The sequence below is a fragment of the Paenibacillus sp. GM2FR genome (assembly GCF_002803325.1).
In the GTDB taxonomy this organism is placed as follows: Bacteria; Bacillota; Bacilli; order Paenibacillales; family Paenibacillaceae; genus Paenibacillus_AQ; species Paenibacillus_AQ lautus.
This window is the reverse complement of the sequence record NZ_MKZM01000008.1, coordinates 1,329,193-1,347,652: the sequence shown is the minus strand read 5'-3', so window position 1 is coordinate 1,347,652 and position 18,460 is coordinate 1,329,193. Positions and strand designations below refer to the sequence as shown.

The 18,460-nt window shown below is 48.3% G+C and carries 15 protein-coding genes and 1 other annotated feature; of the genes, 5 read left to right on the top strand and 10 right to left on the bottom strand.

Annotation, left to right across the window (positions count from 1 at the left end; all coding sequences use genetic code 11):
• Positions 1 to 5: 5 nt before the first annotated feature.
• The 5 genes from PAEVO_RS06330 to PAEVO_RS06310 form a co-directional block, all read right to left on the bottom strand.
• A complete protein-coding gene (locus PAEVO_RS06330; protein ID WP_100536789.1) occupies positions 6 to 1,478 on the bottom strand; it encodes a sensor histidine kinase in 1,473 nt (490 codons plus the stop codon).
• A gap of 9 nt (positions 1,479 to 1,487) precedes the next feature.
• Complete coding sequence (locus PAEVO_RS06325) at positions 1,488 to 2,708, bottom strand: amidohydrolase (protein WP_100539337.1); 1,221 nt, start codon at positions 2,706 to 2,708, stop codon at positions 1,488 to 1,490.
• A 202-nt stretch (positions 2,709 to 2,910) separates the two neighbouring features.
• Entirely contained in the window at positions 2,911 to 3,501 is a 591-nt protein-coding gene (locus PAEVO_RS06320; protein ID WP_100536788.1) for a hypothetical protein, read from the bottom strand.
• A 121-nt stretch (positions 3,502 to 3,622) separates the two neighbouring features.
• Positions 3,623 to 4,597 (bottom strand): phosphotransferase enzyme family protein, encoded by a 975-nt coding sequence (locus tag PAEVO_RS06315; RefSeq protein ID WP_100536787.1) that lies wholly within the window; start codon positions 4,595 to 4,597, stop codon positions 3,623 to 3,625.
• 36 nt (positions 4,598 to 4,633) lie between these two features.
• Positions 4,634 to 5,197 carry an SMI1/KNR4 family protein gene (locus tag PAEVO_RS06310; RefSeq protein WP_100536786.1) on the bottom strand — a complete coding sequence of 188 codons (564 nt, stop codon included), beginning with the start codon at positions 5,195 to 5,197 and terminating at the stop codon, positions 4,634 to 4,636.
• Positions 5,198 to 5,372: 175 nt separating this feature from the next.
• Between PAEVO_RS06310 and PAEVO_RS06305 the strand changes: the two genes are divergently transcribed.
• Together PAEVO_RS06305 and PAEVO_RS06300 are read left to right on the top strand one after the other, a co-directional pair.
• Positions 5,373 to 6,158, top strand: a complete 786-nt coding sequence (locus tag PAEVO_RS06305) for a M15 family metallopeptidase (RefSeq protein ID WP_100536785.1) — start codon at positions 5,373 to 5,375, stop codon at positions 6,156 to 6,158.
• Positions 6,159 to 6,349: 191 nt separating this feature from the next.
• Complete coding sequence (locus tag PAEVO_RS06300) at positions 6,350 to 7,813, top strand: 4-hydroxyphenylacetate 3-hydroxylase family protein (RefSeq protein WP_100539336.1); 1,464 nt, start codon at positions 6,350 to 6,352, stop codon at positions 7,811 to 7,813.
• Positions 7,814 to 7,905: 92 nt separating this feature from the next.
• On the opposite strand, the gene PAEVO_RS06295 is transcribed toward PAEVO_RS06300, so the two are convergent.
• Entirely contained in the window at positions 7,906 to 9,990 is a 2,085-nt protein-coding gene (locus tag PAEVO_RS06295) for a DUF5054 domain-containing protein (RefSeq protein WP_100536784.1), read from the bottom strand.
• 210 nt (positions 9,991 to 10,200) lie between these two features.
• Positions 10,201 to 11,760 carry a HEAT repeat domain-containing protein gene (locus PAEVO_RS06290; RefSeq protein ID WP_100536783.1) on the bottom strand — a complete coding sequence of 520 codons (1,560 nt, stop codon included), beginning with the start codon at positions 11,758 to 11,760 and terminating at the stop codon, positions 10,201 to 10,203.
• 147 nt (positions 11,761 to 11,907) lie between these two features.
• Between PAEVO_RS06290 and PAEVO_RS06285 the strand changes: the two genes are divergently transcribed.
• From PAEVO_RS06285 to PAEVO_RS06275, 3 genes are all read left to right on the top strand, one after another.
• Positions 11,908 to 12,780, top strand: coding sequence for a helix-turn-helix domain-containing protein (locus tag PAEVO_RS06285; RefSeq protein ID WP_100536782.1), 873 nt, complete (start codon positions 11,908 to 11,910; stop codon positions 12,778 to 12,780).
• 141 nt (positions 12,781 to 12,921) lie between these two features.
• Positions 12,922 to 13,791: a serine/threonine protein kinase gene (locus PAEVO_RS06280; RefSeq protein WP_100536781.1), complete on the top strand. Its 870-nt coding sequence runs from the start codon at positions 12,922 to 12,924 to the stop codon at positions 13,789 to 13,791.
• Between the two features lie 82 nt (positions 13,792 to 13,873).
• Entirely contained in the window at positions 13,874 to 14,083 is a 210-nt protein-coding gene (locus PAEVO_RS06275; RefSeq protein WP_100539335.1) for a hypothetical protein, read from the top strand.
• 100 nt (positions 14,084 to 14,183) lie between these two features.
• Here the strand turns inward: PAEVO_RS06275 and aac(2')-IIb are convergent, their stop codons facing one another.
• The 3 genes from aac(2')-IIb to asd form a co-directional block, all read right to left on the bottom strand.
• Positions 14,184 to 14,906, bottom strand: a complete 723-nt coding sequence (gene aac(2')-IIb / locus PAEVO_RS06270) for a kasugamycin N-acetyltransferase AAC(2')-IIb (RefSeq protein ID WP_100536780.1) — start codon at positions 14,904 to 14,906, stop codon at positions 14,184 to 14,186.
• A 173-nt stretch (positions 14,907 to 15,079) separates the two neighbouring features.
• On the bottom strand, positions 15,080 to 16,456 hold the full coding sequence (gene nhaC / locus PAEVO_RS06265) for a Na+/H+ antiporter NhaC (protein WP_100536779.1): 1,377 nt from the start codon (positions 16,454 to 16,456) through the stop codon (positions 15,080 to 15,082).
• Positions 16,457 to 16,689: 233 nt separating this feature from the next.
• Entirely contained in the window at positions 16,690 to 17,775 is a 1,086-nt protein-coding gene (gene asd, locus PAEVO_RS06260) for an aspartate-semialdehyde dehydrogenase (protein ID WP_100536778.1), read from the bottom strand.
• Between the two features lie 308 nt (positions 17,776 to 18,083).
• Positions 18,084 to 18,348, bottom strand: a binding site (T-box leader).
• Between the last annotated feature and the right edge of the window lie 112 nt (positions 18,349 to 18,460).

The following is an 18,460-nucleotide window of genomic DNA, read 5'->3' as shown; positions in this document are numbered from 1 at the left end:
GGTTATTACAGCACCTCCTTTGTAATCGCTCGTTTGAGGGTAAAGTACAGGCTGGTGCCGACGCCCAGCTCGCTCTCCGCCCAGATGGCACCCCCGTGCCCCTCGATGATCTGGCTGGCAATGGCAAGCCCCAGGCCGCTGCCGCCCGTTGCAGAATTGCGGGATGGCTCCGCACGATAAAATCTTTCGAATATATGAGGAATCGCTTCCGGGTCGATGCCCATGCCATTATCCCGTATTTCAACCGTTACCCATTCCGGAGAAAGCTGAGTGGAAACGTAGATGGTTTTGTGCAACTTGTCCATAAAATTTTGAGCATTCCCGATAATGTTGAGCACCGTTCGTTTTAATTTTTCCAGATCGGCAATGACCTCGACAGGCTGACCGGTGCGTTCCTTCCACGCCAGCCGTATTCCCTTTTCCTCCAAAACATAGCGCTGCTCATCGATGCAATCGTCTATAAAACCGATGATATCGACATGCTCAAACATGAACGGAACCTGCTTTAAATCTAGCTTGGAATAAAGAAACAGCTCATCCACCAGTTTATCCAGATCGATGGTTTTGGTGTAAATGATGTTCACATATTTATCCATCTTCTCCGGTGTATCCGCAACGCCGTCGCGTATGCCTTCGATATACCCTTTAATATTTGTTATGGGTGTTCGCAGATCATGAGAGATATTGGAGATCAGCTCTTTCCGGTTCTCTTCATCCTGGAGCCGGAGCTGAATCGATTCAAGCAGGCGTTTCCTCATATTCTCAAACGTCTCGTTTAACTGGCCGATTTCGTCCTTGGAATGCAAATCCAGAGAAAACTGGAGATTTCCCTCCTTGATGTGTTCCGCCGAATGGCGGAGCAAATCAAGCGGTTTGACTACGCTCCGCGTGATCCAGCGATATAACAATACATTTGCAACGACAACGATGCCAACGAGACTCAAGACAAGAATAGGCAGCAGCTTGCGCGTGACTTCGCCGAAAGGACTTCGCTCTCGAATAACAAACACACTCCCTCTGGCACCATCCGAATACCGGAAATCATATTTGGCATAAGCATAAAACCGCTCACCGATGTTGAGGGTATTGCGAATCTGATTGTTGTTCAGGTCATATGATGGCAGATTCGCTTCCAGTTCAGGCTGGTTCATCGTATGGGACTCAAAGATCTGGTCGTTTTCTCTGCGGACATACAGGCCCGCTCGTACGGTTCTCAGCTTAAAATCGTATTCCGTCAGCAGCTCTTTGTTCTGCAGCTCATCCGGCTCGTTCTTGGCAAGATATTTTAATTCGAGGAAAATAGACTCCTCTTGTTCCGTGAGCGGGTTAATCTGGTAGTGCACTTTATAAAAATCCCGAATACCGTGAATATCGCCGGTAGCCGCAACGGTAAACAAACTGGCAGTCAAGACAAAGACCAGCAAGCTGATGACCAGCATACCGGTATAGGACAGCAGCAACTTAATCCGGATGGACATGAAATTCGCCTAAAAAGAACCGGAAACGATGTTTCCCTGAAACATCGTCGCCACGCGTTTGGATCTTCTCGCAACGGCTTCAGCCGAACAAGAAGCTTCTAGAAATACGATGCTGGCAACGTCTCCGACCTGCGGCCATACCTGTTCCCCTTCATGATTAAGCGGTGTAATGCCACCGGTAATATATTGGAGCGTTTGCGCTAAAGCGCGTTCATCCACCCATCTGGATATTTCGGCCAGTCGACCAGCTCGCTCCAGCACATCCCCATTTCCGAATGGCGACCATACATCAAAGATGTTGTCGCATCCGACGGCTACTTCTACACCGCGCTCGTGCAGTAAGCCAACCGGCGGAAACTTGCGGCCAATCGGCACACTCGTAATAATGGCGACCCCCGCATCAGCGAGCAAGTCCCCCATCTCTTGTGCTTGGAATGGTGGAATATCACCCAGTCCGAAGGCATGGCTTATCGCCACCTTGCCTTGCAGACCTGCATCAATGGTTAGCTGAGCTAATCGCTTCATCGTGAAGATCCCTAGATGATCGGCATCGTGCAGATGCAGGTCAATGCCCGCATGGGCTTCAACTGCGAGCTCCACCATTTCCTGCAAGGATGCCTCGATATCGCCATCCACCGTCGCCGGGTCAACCCCGCCAACCAAGCTTGCTCCGCTGCGAAGTGCTTGTCTTACCCATTCCCTTGACTTCGAGCGCAGCAAACCATGCTGAGGAAAAGCAACGATCTCATAGGATAACTTACCTTCAAATGTGCGTAATGCCTGTTGAACCGCTTCTAAATGGTCTAATCCCACTTCCGGATAGATATCCACATGCGTACGCACATGCGTAACGCCGGATTCCAGATAAATATCAAGCAGCCTTTCTGCACGGTCTTGCGTCAAGGTATCCAGCGAAGGAAGCGTCGCTTTCTCGATAGCCAAACGCTCGAAAATGCTGGAAACCGGCGTAACGGAACGCCACCTGTCACCGAGCAGCGTTTTATCCAAATGGCAGTGCTTTTCGATAAAGGATGGCAGAAGCAATAAACCCTTCACGTCGTGTTGCGGCAACTCGTCTGTTATAGTTGTGTCCGAAGCTACGATTTTCGCGATTTTCCCATCTTCTATGAATATATGGCGAATCTCCGTTTTTGTTCCCGTAATAACGCCCTCTTGTACTTCATAACCACTCTCTAATCGGGCATTTGTTAACCAAAATGCTGAACTCATATCCATCATTCCTCTCTCCCCTTGCCAGACATACGATTATGCTATCACAGGAAAAATGATATGGATAATATTAAAAAAATAGGATTCACTTATGTTTTACATATACATAAAAAAGAAAAGCCACCCGCTAGGATGACTCTTCTGGTTATGCTTGATAATCTCCATATGTAAATCTCCTATTATTGAATCATGGGATTTATTCTTAATTCATGGACCTTTGGTCCAGCCATACCTGAAACTGTTCCAGCGTCCTTACGTTTTCTTCCAGAACCGCTGTATAAATATCGAAACTTCGCACCCTCTTGCCATATTCATCACGGCTTGCCCAACTATGTTTGATTCTCAAAATAGCTTCCCGGCGTTCCTCGGTCAGCCGTTCAGGCATCGTTATGATATGTTTCAAGTCGGGCTGTCTTTCCGGTTCATCCACGAACCAAATGTCCATTTTCCACTCCTTCCCCTGCTGAGACTTATACTTTAGGCCAATGTACAAGCCATCCGGATAAGCGGGATCCGTATTATAATCGCCGGTATCGTTGATGAACTTCAGCTCCCGTACACCAGCTTGCAGCATGAGCTCCATTGCGATCTGTGCAATTAATTGCTGATTCAGCCGAGAGCATATTACCGTCATGTCCAGGTCTCTCCATACCATCAACCCGAGGGCTGAACTGCCGACACGCACCGGTTCGCCTGCTTGACTTAATAACTCGTAAAGTCGAAGTTCCTCTGCCACCTCAGAAGCCTCGTCCTGGAGAGCTTTTTGTTGCAGCAGAAGCTTGCTTTCCGCCATTTGGTGTTCACCTCTAATCATAAAGTCGTATACCTCATATGGTATCACCCGATCAGCGTCCATACCAAGGGATTGAATGCATAAATGAACTTTCACGGATACTGTTAGATCCGTCATCGAACTATACAGAATAAAATATGCGTTCACCCGACAAATAAGGCTTACAGTAATCGGCGCACAGCTTCGGCATCCGTTCACGCATCCATGCATGCACGGATTCATTCTCCATCTGAAAGACGTAGTATCCGATAATGGCCAGCAGCATGAAGCCTTCTAACAGAACAAGCTCATCTTGTCCCGCATGATCATTCCCATAATACCCTTTCAGGAATAAATCCCGAAGCTCCGAAGGAACCATCATCACACCCATAGCAACATCCGTGTAATAATACCCGGGTCCGAAAAAACCAAAATCGATAAAGCTCAGCTCTCCATCCCGGGTCCTGATGATATTCCCCAAGCTTAAATCACCATGGATGAGCCCCCAGGCTTCTTCGTTTCGCCTGTCCTTAAGCCGCGCGTTAACTAACGATATCGTTTCTTCAATGACGGAAACATCGGAGAAAGTAAACAATTCTTTTGTTAACCCTTGCTTGATAACCCCGATCATGTATTGATTGTAAGCAATCCCCTGACTCGGACGCTTATCCAAGCCCTCCTGCACGTACTGACCATAGAATTGGTGCAGCTCTGAAATACTGGCTCCCAGCTTCTCGACCATGACCGGATCGCTTAGGTCATCCTTCTGCAGGTCTCTTCCTTCCAGCCAGGTAAGCATGGAGCTGTTCCAACGCTTCCCTTCGTGTTCGATGATCGTAATCAGTTTGCCTTCCCGATTACGCAGCGGCCTTTGGACAAGCAGTTGATCCCGGCCTGACAAGTGCTCCAGCATTTGGAGTTCACCCAGCAAACCGTCATAGGTATGCTGCTGACCTGCCATGCCGTCTTTTACCGGTTGATGAATGCGCAGCAGATATGTACTTCCGTCATGGTCTTCCACCTTATAGGTTCGATTTTCATTATGCCGAATAAACGTAATCTCGGGTTCCCGGATGCCGTATTCGTTCAATATTTCTTGCAGCTGTTCATTTTGCATGTGAAACTTCTCCTTCTATGTATAAAATGGACCGCATCATCCTTCAAGGAACGTATGGTCAAAATACGCCTTGAAATCAGGATATAGAAATACCAGTGACTTTTGAAGCTCAGCCCGATCCGTTTGTTCTTCATCCAGATCAAAACATATTTCATGTTCGATCTCATAGATAGCCCCGAAGCCATCGCCCGCGTCTTCGTTTACATCGATACACCATATTTTTCCGTATTCGGAATCCCATGTGAAAGGAAGATATCCCAGCCGGCATAACAAGGGATTGTACATGTCCCTGACGTTATCCAGCGGCTCGTCCACAGCTTGTTCTGGTATGATGTCAAAGTAATGATGGTACGTGGAGATGAATGCTTTATACCACTCGGGAAAAGTCAATCCATACTCTTGTTCCATCGCCCCAATATGAACTTCGCTTATAGTGGAAGGCACCAACTTCCATATGGACCACTCCTCACCCGTATCGACGGCCTTCATCTCTGCGGGAACGTCCGGGCGCATCCACCTGCAGAATCCCTCCTCCGTAACTTGACTGTATTTGGCGTAATAGGTCTCAAACCCTTGTTTGATATAATTGCGTATTTCCATCTAAAATGTCTCCTTATGTAGAAATTGGTCTCTATTTCATATCACTATCATCTATTTTTGGGTTATTATTAGATTCGATCTATTCTATTTTGTTTACAATTTAGAAACAAGTCAGAGATTCTATCGATATAACTCTCTTATATACTCAGAGATAGCTAACGAGGAGGGACTTCAAATGCACAAAAAAATCGTCAAATCCATCATACCCACGGTCATCATAGGTTCCGTTGTCACAAGCCTAGCCTTATCTAGTGTTTTCAGCAGCACAGGTATTGGCAAGGTGGAAGCTGCCGCTGCATCTTCTTCCAGCTTATCATTTACTAAGTTTTTGGAAAACAACGCACCTCACCGGACTTTAAAGACCGTTCATGGTATAAATACGGTCACCAATCTATCTAGTACCGTTGTACTCGTCAACAAGCAAAGAAATCTACCATCGAGTTATGTTCCGCAAGACTTGGTTGTACCCCATATTCCGTTCAGCTTCTCGGGACCCAGTCCTAAAAAACAGATGAAAAAGGTAGCGGCATCTGCGCTGGAAAAATTGTTTGCGGCAGCCAAGAAAGACGGGATTGACCTCAAAGCCGTGTCGGGCTACCGGTCCTATGCCACCCAAAAAGCCATATTCGAACGCAACGCCCGTAATAAGGGCGAGGCTGTCGCTAACAAAACAAGTGCGCGTCCGGGACAAAGCGAGCATCAGACCGGGCTCAGCATGGATATATCCAGTGCTTCCGTAGGGTATGCTTTGGAGCAAAGCTTCGGAAATACCAAGGAAGGCAAATGGCTGAAAGCCAATGCACCGAAATACGGATTTATCATTCGTTACGGAAAAGGCAAGGAGAAATTAACCGGCTATTCTTATGAGCCTTGGCATGTTCGTTACGTTGGCGTCTATATAGCGGGAGAAATCACGAGACAAAACCTGACGCTTGAGCAGTATCTGGGCCAATCCCAATAATCGCACAATCAAGAAACGGACCATAATGGGTCCGTTTTTTTTGCCTGCATTTCTTGGCTTATGCTTCTAAGGTACATTCGCATATTTTACTTCGTATCCGGCGGACAACGTACTCCATATAGACTAAGCACGTACATTAACAGCAGTAGACAGGTTCGTTAGCTATGATTTTCGCAAATGGGGTGAACAACGTGCCTATTAAATCGGGAAAGCAGTATATCGAAAGGATTGACCGACAGAATATCAACATTTGGTATAAAGGAGAGCCTATCCAGGGACCTTTATCCGATCATCCTGCATTCCAAGGTCTTATACAAACCCAGGCTGATCTATACGATATGCAATGTGAAGCAAGTTATATCGAACAGATGACGTACCCCTCACCCGATACGGGCGAACGCGTAGGCTTGTCTTTTCTCCCGCCAAAGAACGCTGAGGATTTGCAGAAACGCAGACTGATGATGGAGTTATGGGCGAACAGGCATCACGGATTTCTAGGGCGCTCTCCCGATTATATGAACACCGCGATCATGTCCTTATATACCGCTGCCGATATTCTGGAGGAACATCACCCGAAATATGCGGAAAATCTCAGGAACTATTATAAGTACTGTCGTGATCATGACATTACATTATCTCACGCCTTCATCCAGCCCTATGCTTGTAAGATGTCCGGTCAGCAAGATGCTGCTGAAGACTCTATCGCGGCTAAAGTCATAGAGATTAACGATGAAGGAATGATCATAAGCGGGGCCTTCATGATGGCAACACAAGGCGCAACATGCGAAGAAATGCTGGTATTCCCGACACCGTCCACAACGTTGTCCCAGGATGTGAATCCTTCTGCATTTGCATTCGCGGTTCCCAACGATTTACCGGGGATGACTTTTATATGCCGCGAAAGCTACGGTGCCACTTCTTCCTATGATTATCCTCTCAGCGCCAGATACGAAGAGATGGACACGCTTGTCATCTTCGACCGCGTGCTGGTCCCTCATGATCGAATATTTTACTATGGGGACGAGACTTACGCTGGGCGTTTATTCGGCGAGAGTCACTTTCATACGCATATCGCCCACCAAATGGCCATCCGATATATCGTTAAAACCGAATTCATGCTCGGTTTGCTGGAATCCTTGGCAGATGAACAGAACGTAGGGCTCGAGCCCCATATGGTCTCGAATGTTGCGAAAATGATTACATTTCTGGAGACCTTCAAAGCATTAAGATTGGCGTCCGAGCAGGGGGCCAGCCAGGATCCATTCGGATATTTTGTTCCTGCCGCCGGTCCTCTTCTCGCATCCAGCATCCTCTTCCCCAAATTCTATCCCGAGATGGTAGAGATGATTCAGCTGCTAGGCTCCAGCGGCCTGATTATGATCCCTTCCGAATTGGATTTTCAATCGGATTCCGGACCTTACCTTAACCAATATTTAAAAGGATCCACTACGGAGGCTTGGGATCGAATCGCATTGTTCAGGCTTGCTTGGGAGCTTGGTGCGAGCTCGTTCGGTGGTCGGCAAACCCAGTTTGAACGATTTTTCTTCGGAAATGCGCAGACGGCAGCCTATCGCATGTATAACCATTTTGCACAGCATGAGCAGCTACGAGGCAGGATTGACGATTTTATTACCAAGAACCATCCTTCATCATAACTTGATCGACGGATGATCGTGCATATATAAAAAAGATGCGAGTTATAAACTCACATCTTTCCGTGTTGTTTTTCATGATGGGCACATATAACTCACGAATGAGAATGTAGTCTCAATCTGAACCGATACTTCATATCGTCTTCGAACCACATCATAAAGTTTGTACCCCAAATGTTATTGTGCAGATTGAAATGGAATCCACCGGTCAATGAAGCATAGGAGTTGTCGAATTGCAGCAAACGCGGTTCCCCCGGGCACACAAGCGGCGCGTCCAAGGTTTCAATAACCACCGTTCCGTCTGCCCCCTCATAATAGAGGCCGGAATTGACACCATGCATGTTCCGGTTACCGTCCTTCACGACGAATAACGGAGATATACGCTGGCCCAGCTTATCCATCATCCATGCGTTGGGATTATCCACAAGGGGGGCAAACGAGAACCAGCTTGCTTCCGGAAGACGGCAGGCTGGTTTGCCCTTCCAGCTCAGACTTACCTCTATGACGGGCTCATTCGCAAGGAACGTATAGATTACGTTCAATCGGCGGGGAGCCCCATAGTGATTGCTGAGAATCTCCGGCAGCTTCATTTCCGCCGTTACGATATCATAATCGGCGTTCCTCTCCAGGTGCAACGTCCGCAAGGACGCGGTATATCGCCGATGCTCCGGCCGCGGCTTGACATACTCGATTCCCGGCTTGCCGAAATCGTTGTCTGCCCAGCCATGATGGATATCCAGATTGGTCATGTATTCTTTGAAGAAACGGTCGTAGTTTTCTTTGCTGAAGGTTTCATACCTATAAGTGCCCAGTCTCTGATGGTCATCCGCCCACGCCTTCCCGGATCGATCCATTAATCGGTTTATCGAGCCGTCGGCGGCGAAACTCACCTGAAACTGACCTAATTCGTACAGCTCGTTTGTTTCGATCGGTTGTTTGTACTCCATCGGCTCCGATCCCGGAAGGGGATGATGCTGGCTCATCCGATCCAGCTCCCTTCTCGCTTCAGCTGCCAACGACTTCGGCAGCGATTGAACGGCCTCCTCAAGATAATCCCGCTGCTCCTGCCAAGAGCTCTCGTAATGGCTGTACGACCTGGTATCAATCGCCTGCTGGCATAGGTAGTCATATTTTCTCAATGTATTGTCTTCAACGATATCCCGTGCTCTTGCAGCGGCTAAATCCGTGGCGGAATAATGAACAAAATCGGCGAGATAGACGGAATTGTTCAGCCCCCAGGTATGCTCGGGAATCAGCATCAGACGGTTGCAAAATCGATCGTACGCATCACTGTTCTTGTCCAATTGACCGGATTCGATCCAGCGATCCCGGAGGCGAAGCAATTCTCGGTAGCGGGAAATTTTCCAAGGATCCGAGGCAATGCCGTGTATCCACGAATCCCCGATTTCTTCGCTCACGACAGGCAATCGGCCCTTCACGATTTGAAGCCGCCGGGCAAATGCATCCAGTGTCGAGGCCATGATTTCCGCCCCTGGATAATCCCGCTCCAACTGTTCAAATAAAACACGGATCTCCTCCATAGAAGATGGACCATGATTATCATGAGTATGGGCAAAATACAAGGCATCTTCCAGCCCTTCCATGTGAAACGGCTTGCCGTAACTATCCGCATAATGAACGATGATCTCCGAGCCGTCGGAAGCCCGCCATACAAACATCTCCGGCACCTTGGGATTTTTGGACACCATGTTAACGCCCAAATGCAAATATTGTATGCCGTGTTTAACCAGCAAAGGTACCATGGCAAGGGTATGGCCCGGAACGTCCGTCATTTTAGCGGCAACCGTGGTTTTTCCATACTTTTGGTCCAAGCCGCCCGAAATGGAGATTCCAAATTCGAATAGCCGGGCATCCATGATCTCCGTATGCGTCGTAAACGGCAGCCCATGCCAAACGATGCGTCCCTCCCCAATGGCATGTTCCATACGCGCTCGCATGTCAGGAGAAGCCGTTCGCAGAAATTCATCGATTAACCATGAGCCGGTCGTCCATACGAATTTTACGTTCCCCTCTTCATTTGCCAGCTGTTCGGACAGTTCCAGAGCCTGGGGTATGAAATGCTCCATATAACGCTCGATTACGTTCTTTCCCAAATCGGTAAACCCGATGTCCAGATGGGTCTTGAATACGACATGAACTCTTTTGATTGATGCTGCCATCCATGACTTCCCCTTTCAACAATAAACGGCTAACGCCGAACTTTGAGCCCCATTTTACTAGAGCAGATCGCACAAGTCTTTGCATGAAAGGGTCATGCTTTTGCAAAAAAAGGACACCTGCCATGAATCGCGCCGGAGCTTTAGGCATTCCAAAAAGCCCCTCTCATTTCGGCTGGGAATGGGAAGGGCTTCGGAAGGCAAATTCGGATATCAGAAAGTGCTCGCCTTCGTTGTGTCCGGACACCATCTGGCCGGTCGATAATATCGAATCAGGACATCTATCGCTTCGGGTGTCCGCAGATGGGTAAGCGTTTCGAAGGCATATGCCCTTACATAACGATCCTTGCTGTGAAGCGCTTGCTCAAGCGAATGGATAATAAGGGGAACATCAGGAGCCTTGGCGGTACGAAGCAACGACAAGGCCGCAGTGTATCCCATTTTATTTAGGATATAGCTCTGCTGGCTGAAGTCCGTGTCATCGGTTTCCACGGTTCCACTTCCCTCTTGCAGAAGCGACTGTTCCAATACGTTTGCCAAGGCCTGACACACATCGCCTGCCTCGCTCCCCATCATGCCCAGCGCTTCGACTGCATTTCGACGAACCCAATCGCTCGGGTCCTGCAAACACGCGATCAATGCCGATGAAACCTCATGCGTCGAAGGTACCATCGCTCCCAACGCGAAAGCAGCAAGCGCCCTGCGCTTCTCGTTTGCGTGTTTCAGCAGTGCAAGCAGTCCTGGAACGGCACCAGCGCCGGCACCTTGCAGTCCGTAAGCCGCTCTCTCTGCGATTTGCGTTGCTCCTTCGGAAATGAGGCGTATCAATTCATCGATGCCGGCGGAGCCCAGTTGGCCAAGCGCATAACCGGCATTCAAAGCTACCGGCTCCCTATCATTCAACATTCTGGCCAGTTCAGGAGCCAACGAAGCGGCCTTTTCTCCTAGCAATCCAGCTTGATCCGCGGCCCTTGCGCGAACGGTCTCGTCCTCAGACTTTAGATCTTCTGCCAATTGCTCTATTTGAGCTTTGCCTCCCGTTGCAGTGGGAATCCCCTGACCCGGTTCGCCGCGCATCCAATTCCATACATCTCTCCATAGATTCAAATGCACGTAAGGTGTTCCGCCCGTAAGGCTCATCTCCTTCTCTTGATGATTCCAGCTCGGCGATTCCGGCGCATGCAATCGAACGAATTGAAACTTTAACATGTAACGATCCATGTCGGAGACATTAAGCGAAGCTTTATGCCATAAATCAAAATGAACCAGAACCATCGTTCCGGCTTTGCCGGTCGGCAGCAGCGTCTTGCCTTGATCGCCTACAAACTTTTCGTAATATGCGGTACCGGGCATGATGGCGGTCGGTCCCATTTCCTCAGTGATATCCTGCATGTAATAAAAAATCATCGCCCACCAAGGCCGGTGGCTGCGCATGCTGGACCAGTAACCGTCTTTGTGCCACTGCCCGCCTCCCGGCAGCGGATCGCCCGGCTGATTGTAATGGCAATGCCGATGCGGATGCATATAGTAATCCGGTCCGAGTACACTCGTCAAAGCCCCTTTAACGACCGGCGTTTCGAAGAACTGCTGAATCTCGGGCACACGGGGCAGGATGTTATTGCCGGGATTTCCTTCCTCGTGCAATACAACATTTATTTTATCCCTGACGGCAGCATAAAGCTGATCCGGCAATTCGTTGTGAAGCACCACATACCCCTTCGTAATAAATTGAATGATTTGTTCATCCGTCAACAGGCATTCACAATTCAACATCTTAATTCCCTCCTCATGCATGAAATGAATTCAGTGTTAGTATAGCAATGGTGACGATCGCTGTATTTACATAAACGTCAGGCTTTTGTACAATCGTCATGCGAATATTTATAGAATCTTATCTTATAAGGATGTGGAAATAAATACGTGGATTTTGCCGTCTTCCATCCCTATGTGTTTTATGCGACACGGTATCCCTTTTCCAAAGGTCAAAGCAATAACAACCGGCACTGCTATTCGTCATCGCTTTATCTAATTACCGAGGGTAAGGGCATTCTTCGCACCAGAGGCCGCACATACCATACCGACCCGGGTTCCCTAGTCTATATACCGGCAGGACAGCCGCATGATTGGATAGCGGACAGCCAGGATCCCATGGTACATGTCTGCTGTTATTTCGACTGGTCCTATGTGGACCGCCGGGCTATGGCGGATCATCCCAGCGTGATCTGTTATGACATTGCCCAGCTGATTCCTTCCTATGTAGGCCCTTCTTTTCCCTATGCCATACCCGAGCTCATGAGGGTTGAGAAGATCAACGTATGGAGCGACCTCTTTGAAAAATTCTACACCGGGAACCAATTCGAGAATGAGCATACCTACATGCGCAGCGTAAGGACACAAAGCCGGTTCCTGCAATTCATCGAGTATTTTCTTGCATTCGCATTGCAGGATGAAGCCATTCCCGATCATAGAATGAACAAACTACTGGAGCGACTGGATCAGGATATCCTGCACGGCAAGCTGCGTCCATTGGAGTCGTATTACGAGGAACTTCGGATCAGCAGAGGTTATTTTTTCGAATTGTTCAGAAGATCGACAGGCTTGCCGCCAACCCAATACATTAACCAGTTCCGCATCAATCGGGCCAAGGAGGATCTGCGCAATATGGACCTCAGCATCACGGAGATCGCCGAGAAGCACGGCTTCTCTTCTATCCATTATTTTTCGAAGCTGTTCCGGCAACTTAACGGCTTATCTCCGCTAGATTATAGGAAAGATCGAGAGGATATCGATTGACCAGCAGAGGTTCACCCTAATCCGGCAGGATATTCCCTCTATTCGTCTAATCCATTCAAAAAGCATATAATGTACGATAACAAGGGATCGCACTTGCTCTAAACATACTAGAGGGACCAAAAGGAGAGATTTGGAATCGATATGCGTTTTTTTTCATACCTAAGCTCCTTTATAAACAATTGGCGGGATTACCCGGCTGAAGAAAATACGATACTGGGGAATCGTTACACCGTTCAACAGAGGATTGGGGAAGGCAGTTACGGCATCCTGTATAAATGCATGGATCAACAGAGCGGCGATGTGGTGGCGGTCAAACAGTCACGACCCAGCAAAGGCGATTATGCCAGACAATTGCTGGATCGGGAGGCAGCGGTATTAAGATCCCTTCAGCATCCGCAAATTCCGGCATATCGGGATTTTTTCACGAACAACCGCGATCGTTATCTGGTCATGTCTTATATGAACGGTGATACGCTTGAAGATTTGATATTTGAACAAAACATGAAATACGAAGAAGACGAATGCATTGAGATCACACAGCAGCTTCTGAAGCTGGTCCGATACCTACACGAGCAAGGCTATGTTCATCTTGATCTGCGGATTCCTAACGTACTGTTTAAGGATGACAGGATCAACCTTATTGATTTTGGCCTGGCGAGAAGGATCGGTGAACCCCCTCCGCTTCAAGTACCTGTACGGAAAAAGTTCAAGCGAGGCAGCTCGGCGTCCTCTGTTCAATTTAAGGATTCGAAGGAAAGCGAGGATCTTCGGGACATTGGTCACTTTATGTTGTTCATGCTCTACTCCACCTACGAACCGGATCACAATCGGGTCGCAGCCGTGGAGCGAAGCTGGCAGGAAGAATTGCATCTCTCGACGGGACTGCAGCATATGATCAAACGCTTGCTGCAATTGAGTGAACCTTACTCAAGCTCTTTGGAGTTCATGCACGAGCTGCAGTCGCTCGCTGAAACAAGAAGCCACCCCTCGGATAAGAAGGGCAGCCTTTAATTTGATTATGGGGTTTCATTTATGTTACGATCCGATTAAATTATATGGAATGATTACGAACAAGAAAGGAGGATGTTTTCACATGTTAAGAAAAATCATGAACAAGCTTCTCCACTCTACTTCCCATAGTCATGGCCGTAAGCGTTACAGCAGCTCCGCAAAGAATTATGGAAGAAAATACAGCAGCAGTCATGGCTATTCGCGTCGTAAAGGTTCCTCGTCTGATTACAAGCACAGGCATGGCAACCAAGGCCATGGCTATTATAAGAACAGAAGAGGCAGCTCGAGCTAATCATAAAACATCATCATGGAGTACTTCACTTCATCCCTCAACTTTTTTGAGGGATTTCTTTATGGCTTCATACAGTAAGGAGTCTACGCTGTCGGGCATCTCATCTGATCGTGAAGTTAACCCCGTAATAGGATAATATTAATTTACTTGCGACTCTCCGGGAAGAGTAATTCTCCCATGAAGTGCTGTACAACGGCAGCGCGCCTCTCTTACGCACCTCTATTGCCCATCCGGCAACAACGGCAGCCGCATAACCTCTTCCGCGAAATTCCTCTAACGTCTCAAGCCCGGCTTCGTGTGCTCCTTCCGTAATCCGAACGCTCCGGCAAACCGACACCACCCTGTTTTCATGAATGAGCGCAACGCAAGGCTGGCCGTAATCGATTTCCGGGATCAGCCATTCAAAACCGGTGAGCGAATAGTCGTTCATATTTTCTCGAGTGATCCATACCGTCTGTTTGGCCGGTGTTGTTTTGTCAGGTATCCGGTAACAGGGTCCGCTCGTATAGTGCTCAGTACGAAGGAGATTCATATAAGCGGCAACATGTTTAGGCTTCGTCGGAACCTCATCGTTTACGATCGGCTCATCTTCAACCAGCGCCTTCAATTGGGCGGCAATTCTTTCGGGAACATCATGACGAAACCGGCAGATCGCGGAACCGTCTATCGTGCGACCCAGGAAAAATCTGGGGGCAAGCTCCTCTCCCGGCCAAGGCTCGTTGATGGTGCGAATTCGCATATCGCGGTCATGCGTAAACATTGCCCGGACATGCATTTCCATCAGCGCCGCAGCCGTTGGCTCTTTATCTATCCAATGGTTCATGCTTATATCCCCTCCCTTAGAATTGAATCCACGAAGTTGGCTGCATATCACTTTCCATCGTAACAGATAAATCCAAGAATAGGCTGGGTATGAATCGCTTTAATAAAAAAGACCCTGTCTCCCCCTATCCGGGAGGCAAGGTCAACATTGAGATTAGGTTTAATGGGTAACCGTTATATCTTCCTTCCCAGCGAATTCCGCTGCAATCGCGGGATCAACGCATAGGCAAACGTGAAGAGCGGGCTTAACCATAAGAAAGCTGCATACGGTGCATACTCAATGACCGGTACGCCAAGCGTAGCTGCGAAGAAGGCACCGCTAACCCCCCAAGGAATCAATGGGTTAACAAGCGTACCGCAATCCTCCAATGTACGGGACAACGTCTTCGCCGGAATATCTCTGCGGGTGTATTCTTCCTTGAACATCTGACCAGGCAAAAGGATCGATAAATATTGCTCGCCCGTCATGCCGTTGACCGCAATCGAGGATGCCCCCGTCATCAGGACAATGCTGCTCTTCCGCTTCAGCGGTTGCATGACTTTGCGGAAGAAGGCTTCAATGACGCCGCAGTGCTGAAGCAGCCCTCCTAAGGCTAAAGCAATCAAGATCAGCGATACGGACCCCATCATCGATTGTAATCCGCCGCGGTTGACGATGGAAGCAACGGTTTCGTTGGCGATTGTGCTCTTGTAGCCGCTCTGCATGACGCTGAACCAGACATCGATCGCCGTCTGCTGCTGAACGAAGGCCGTTACGATGAGTCCGGTAACAATGCCGACAATAAGCGTTGGGAGAATTGGAATCCGTTTGATGGAACAGGCAATAACCGCAAGCGGAGATATCAACGTTAGCCAATGAATTTGAAATCCGCCATTCAGAGCAGCTTTGATTTGATTTATCGATGATAAATCAAGGGTATTCGTGGTTGGTGCAAGCAGGAAAAAGAGCGTTGTCACGATCAGGGCCGGCACCGTGGTGTAGATCATGTTGCCTATATGGGTGAATAAGGATATGCCAGCGACCGCAGGAGCAAAATTCGTTGTGTCGGATAGCGGCGACATTTTATCACCGAAACAAGCGCCGCAGATTACCGCTCCTGCTGCCAGTGTCGGAGAAATCCCTGTCGTTACGGCGATTCCCATGAAGGCAACGCCAACCGTACTGACAGTCGTGAAGGAGCTTCCGGTAAACATCGAAACCACGATGGTCACATACAACGCACTCACGGCAAAATAATGAGGTTCAATATAATCCATTCCATAGTATAAAATGGTCGGGACGGTACCGCTCATCATCCATACCGCAATCAGAATACCGATGAGTGAAAGGATGAGAATTGGCATAATCGCCGTTTGGATGCCTTGAATGATCGCGGATTCGAGCTGCTTCCAGGAAAATCCGAACAACCGCAGCAAGGTGGCGATGCCCACGGTCGTTGCCAGGAGCGGAATATGCGGCTCTGCCTTAAAAAGAAAGATGGAGACAAACAGTACAGCCAGTATAAACGCGATAAGAATGATGCTTTTTGAGAAACTGAGATGTCGTTCCATGGTGCTAAGACTCCTTATACATGGTCGTGGCGGGAGATCCTTCCCGTCCGTTTGATTATGAATGATTTACTTTTTCGCTTTTATGCTTTTCGGCTTCTTTGCTTCTGTGCATTGAAGCACAAAGTAACACTATAAACGATAAGTACAAACTTCGTCAATGTACGAACCATGAACAAGACCACAAAAAGGCGACTGCACCCGAGCAGTCGCCTTTTTCTTAACAAGGATATTTATTATTTCGCTTGAATGTAACCTTCAGCTTTCAGTAATTCGGCGATTAGAACAGCTCCGCCTGCCGCGCCACGCAGCGTATTATGCGAGAGTCCTACGAACTTGTAATCGTAGAGGGAATCCTCGCGCAATCTGCCCACCGATACGCCCATGCCGCGCTCGATGTCACGGTCCAGCTTCGTCTGCGGCCGATTCTCTTCTTCGAAATACGTTATGAACTGTTTAGGCGCACTCGGTAGATTCAGTTCTTGCGGTCTACCTTTAAACTGCTGCCAGCGGTCCAGGATTTCATCCTTCGAAGGCTTGTTCTCGAACGATGCAAATACGGTGGCTAAGTGGCCATCGGTTACGGGAACGCGAATGCATTGCGTCGTAATCAATGGCGATTGGGCTTTCACGATCTCACCGTTCACAACGCTGCCCCAGATGCGCAGCGGCTCCTGCTCGCTCTTCTCTTCCTCCCCGCCGATATACGGGATGACATTGTCCAGCATATCCGGCCAATCGGTGAAGTTCTTACCGGCACCGGAAATCGCCTGATAGGTGGAGGCAACGACATGGGTAGGTTTGTAATCAAGCAAGGCGTGAAGCGCCGGTACATAACTCTGAATGGAGCAATTCGGCTTCACCGCAATGAATCCGGTTGTCGTTCCCAGACGTTTGCGCTGTGCGGCAATCACGTCAATATGCCCCGGATTAATTTCCGGAATGACCATCGGAACGTCAGGCGTCCAGCGATGAGCGGAGTTATTGGAAATGACGGGCGTGCCCGTTTTGGCGTAGGCTTCTTCCAATGCCTGAATCTCATTCTTTTTCATATCCACCGCGCAAAATACAAAATCAACCTCTGCTGCTACTTGTTCCACTTGCGAAGCATCCTGCACAACAATGCCCTTCACCTGCTCGGGAATTGGCGTCGCAAGTTTCCAACGGCCCTGAACGGATTCTTCATACGTTTTGCCGGCTGAATTTCTGCTGGCTGAAATGGAAGTGACTTCGAACCATGGATGACCATCCAGCAATTGCATAAAACGTTGACCGACCATACCCGTTCCACCGACAATACCGACTTTAAGCTTTTCTGACATTCGTTACTCATATCCTTTCAATAGTGGCGTCATGTTCCCCATACATCGACTCTGATCTACCGTACGGACAATAGCATGCAGTAAATATGCTTCTTCTAGATAACTATTCAATCCGGCGCGATCCGTGTAGGATTCCTACCCAGAAGCTTCGTATTTCTTTTGATTTAAGAATCACGCTATCGACTTACTTTCTCAGAAGACAGACCGCATACAGCTGAAATTTTTCTAGCGGCATAAGGACGGCAAGCCTCTGAAGTTTATACACTCTTATCTCTTAACAAAAAAATCCCACCCCCAAGACCATAAGTCTTAGGGACGAGATTGTTATACTCGCGGTACCACCCCAAATTTGCCAATATGTCACCATATTCGCCTCATCGAGTACGGCATTACACGGTAATGCAGATACTCTAGCTCTGTAACAGGAGCTCCTGGCACACCATCCTCCTCACAATGAGGGTTCCATGTGCTGCTCTGAGTCTTTTTTCAATAAAGAACGCTTTGCCCCTTTTCAGCTGCCGGAGCTCTCTGTACAAGAATTCGTTTATTTACTCGTCTCTTCATCGCATTTGTTATGATTATTATATATAAAACCATTTCGGTGGTAAACCTTATTTATAAAATTTTCGGAAAACTCGGCTGATTTCATGAGCTGTTATCCTATCAACGCCTTACGGAACCATTT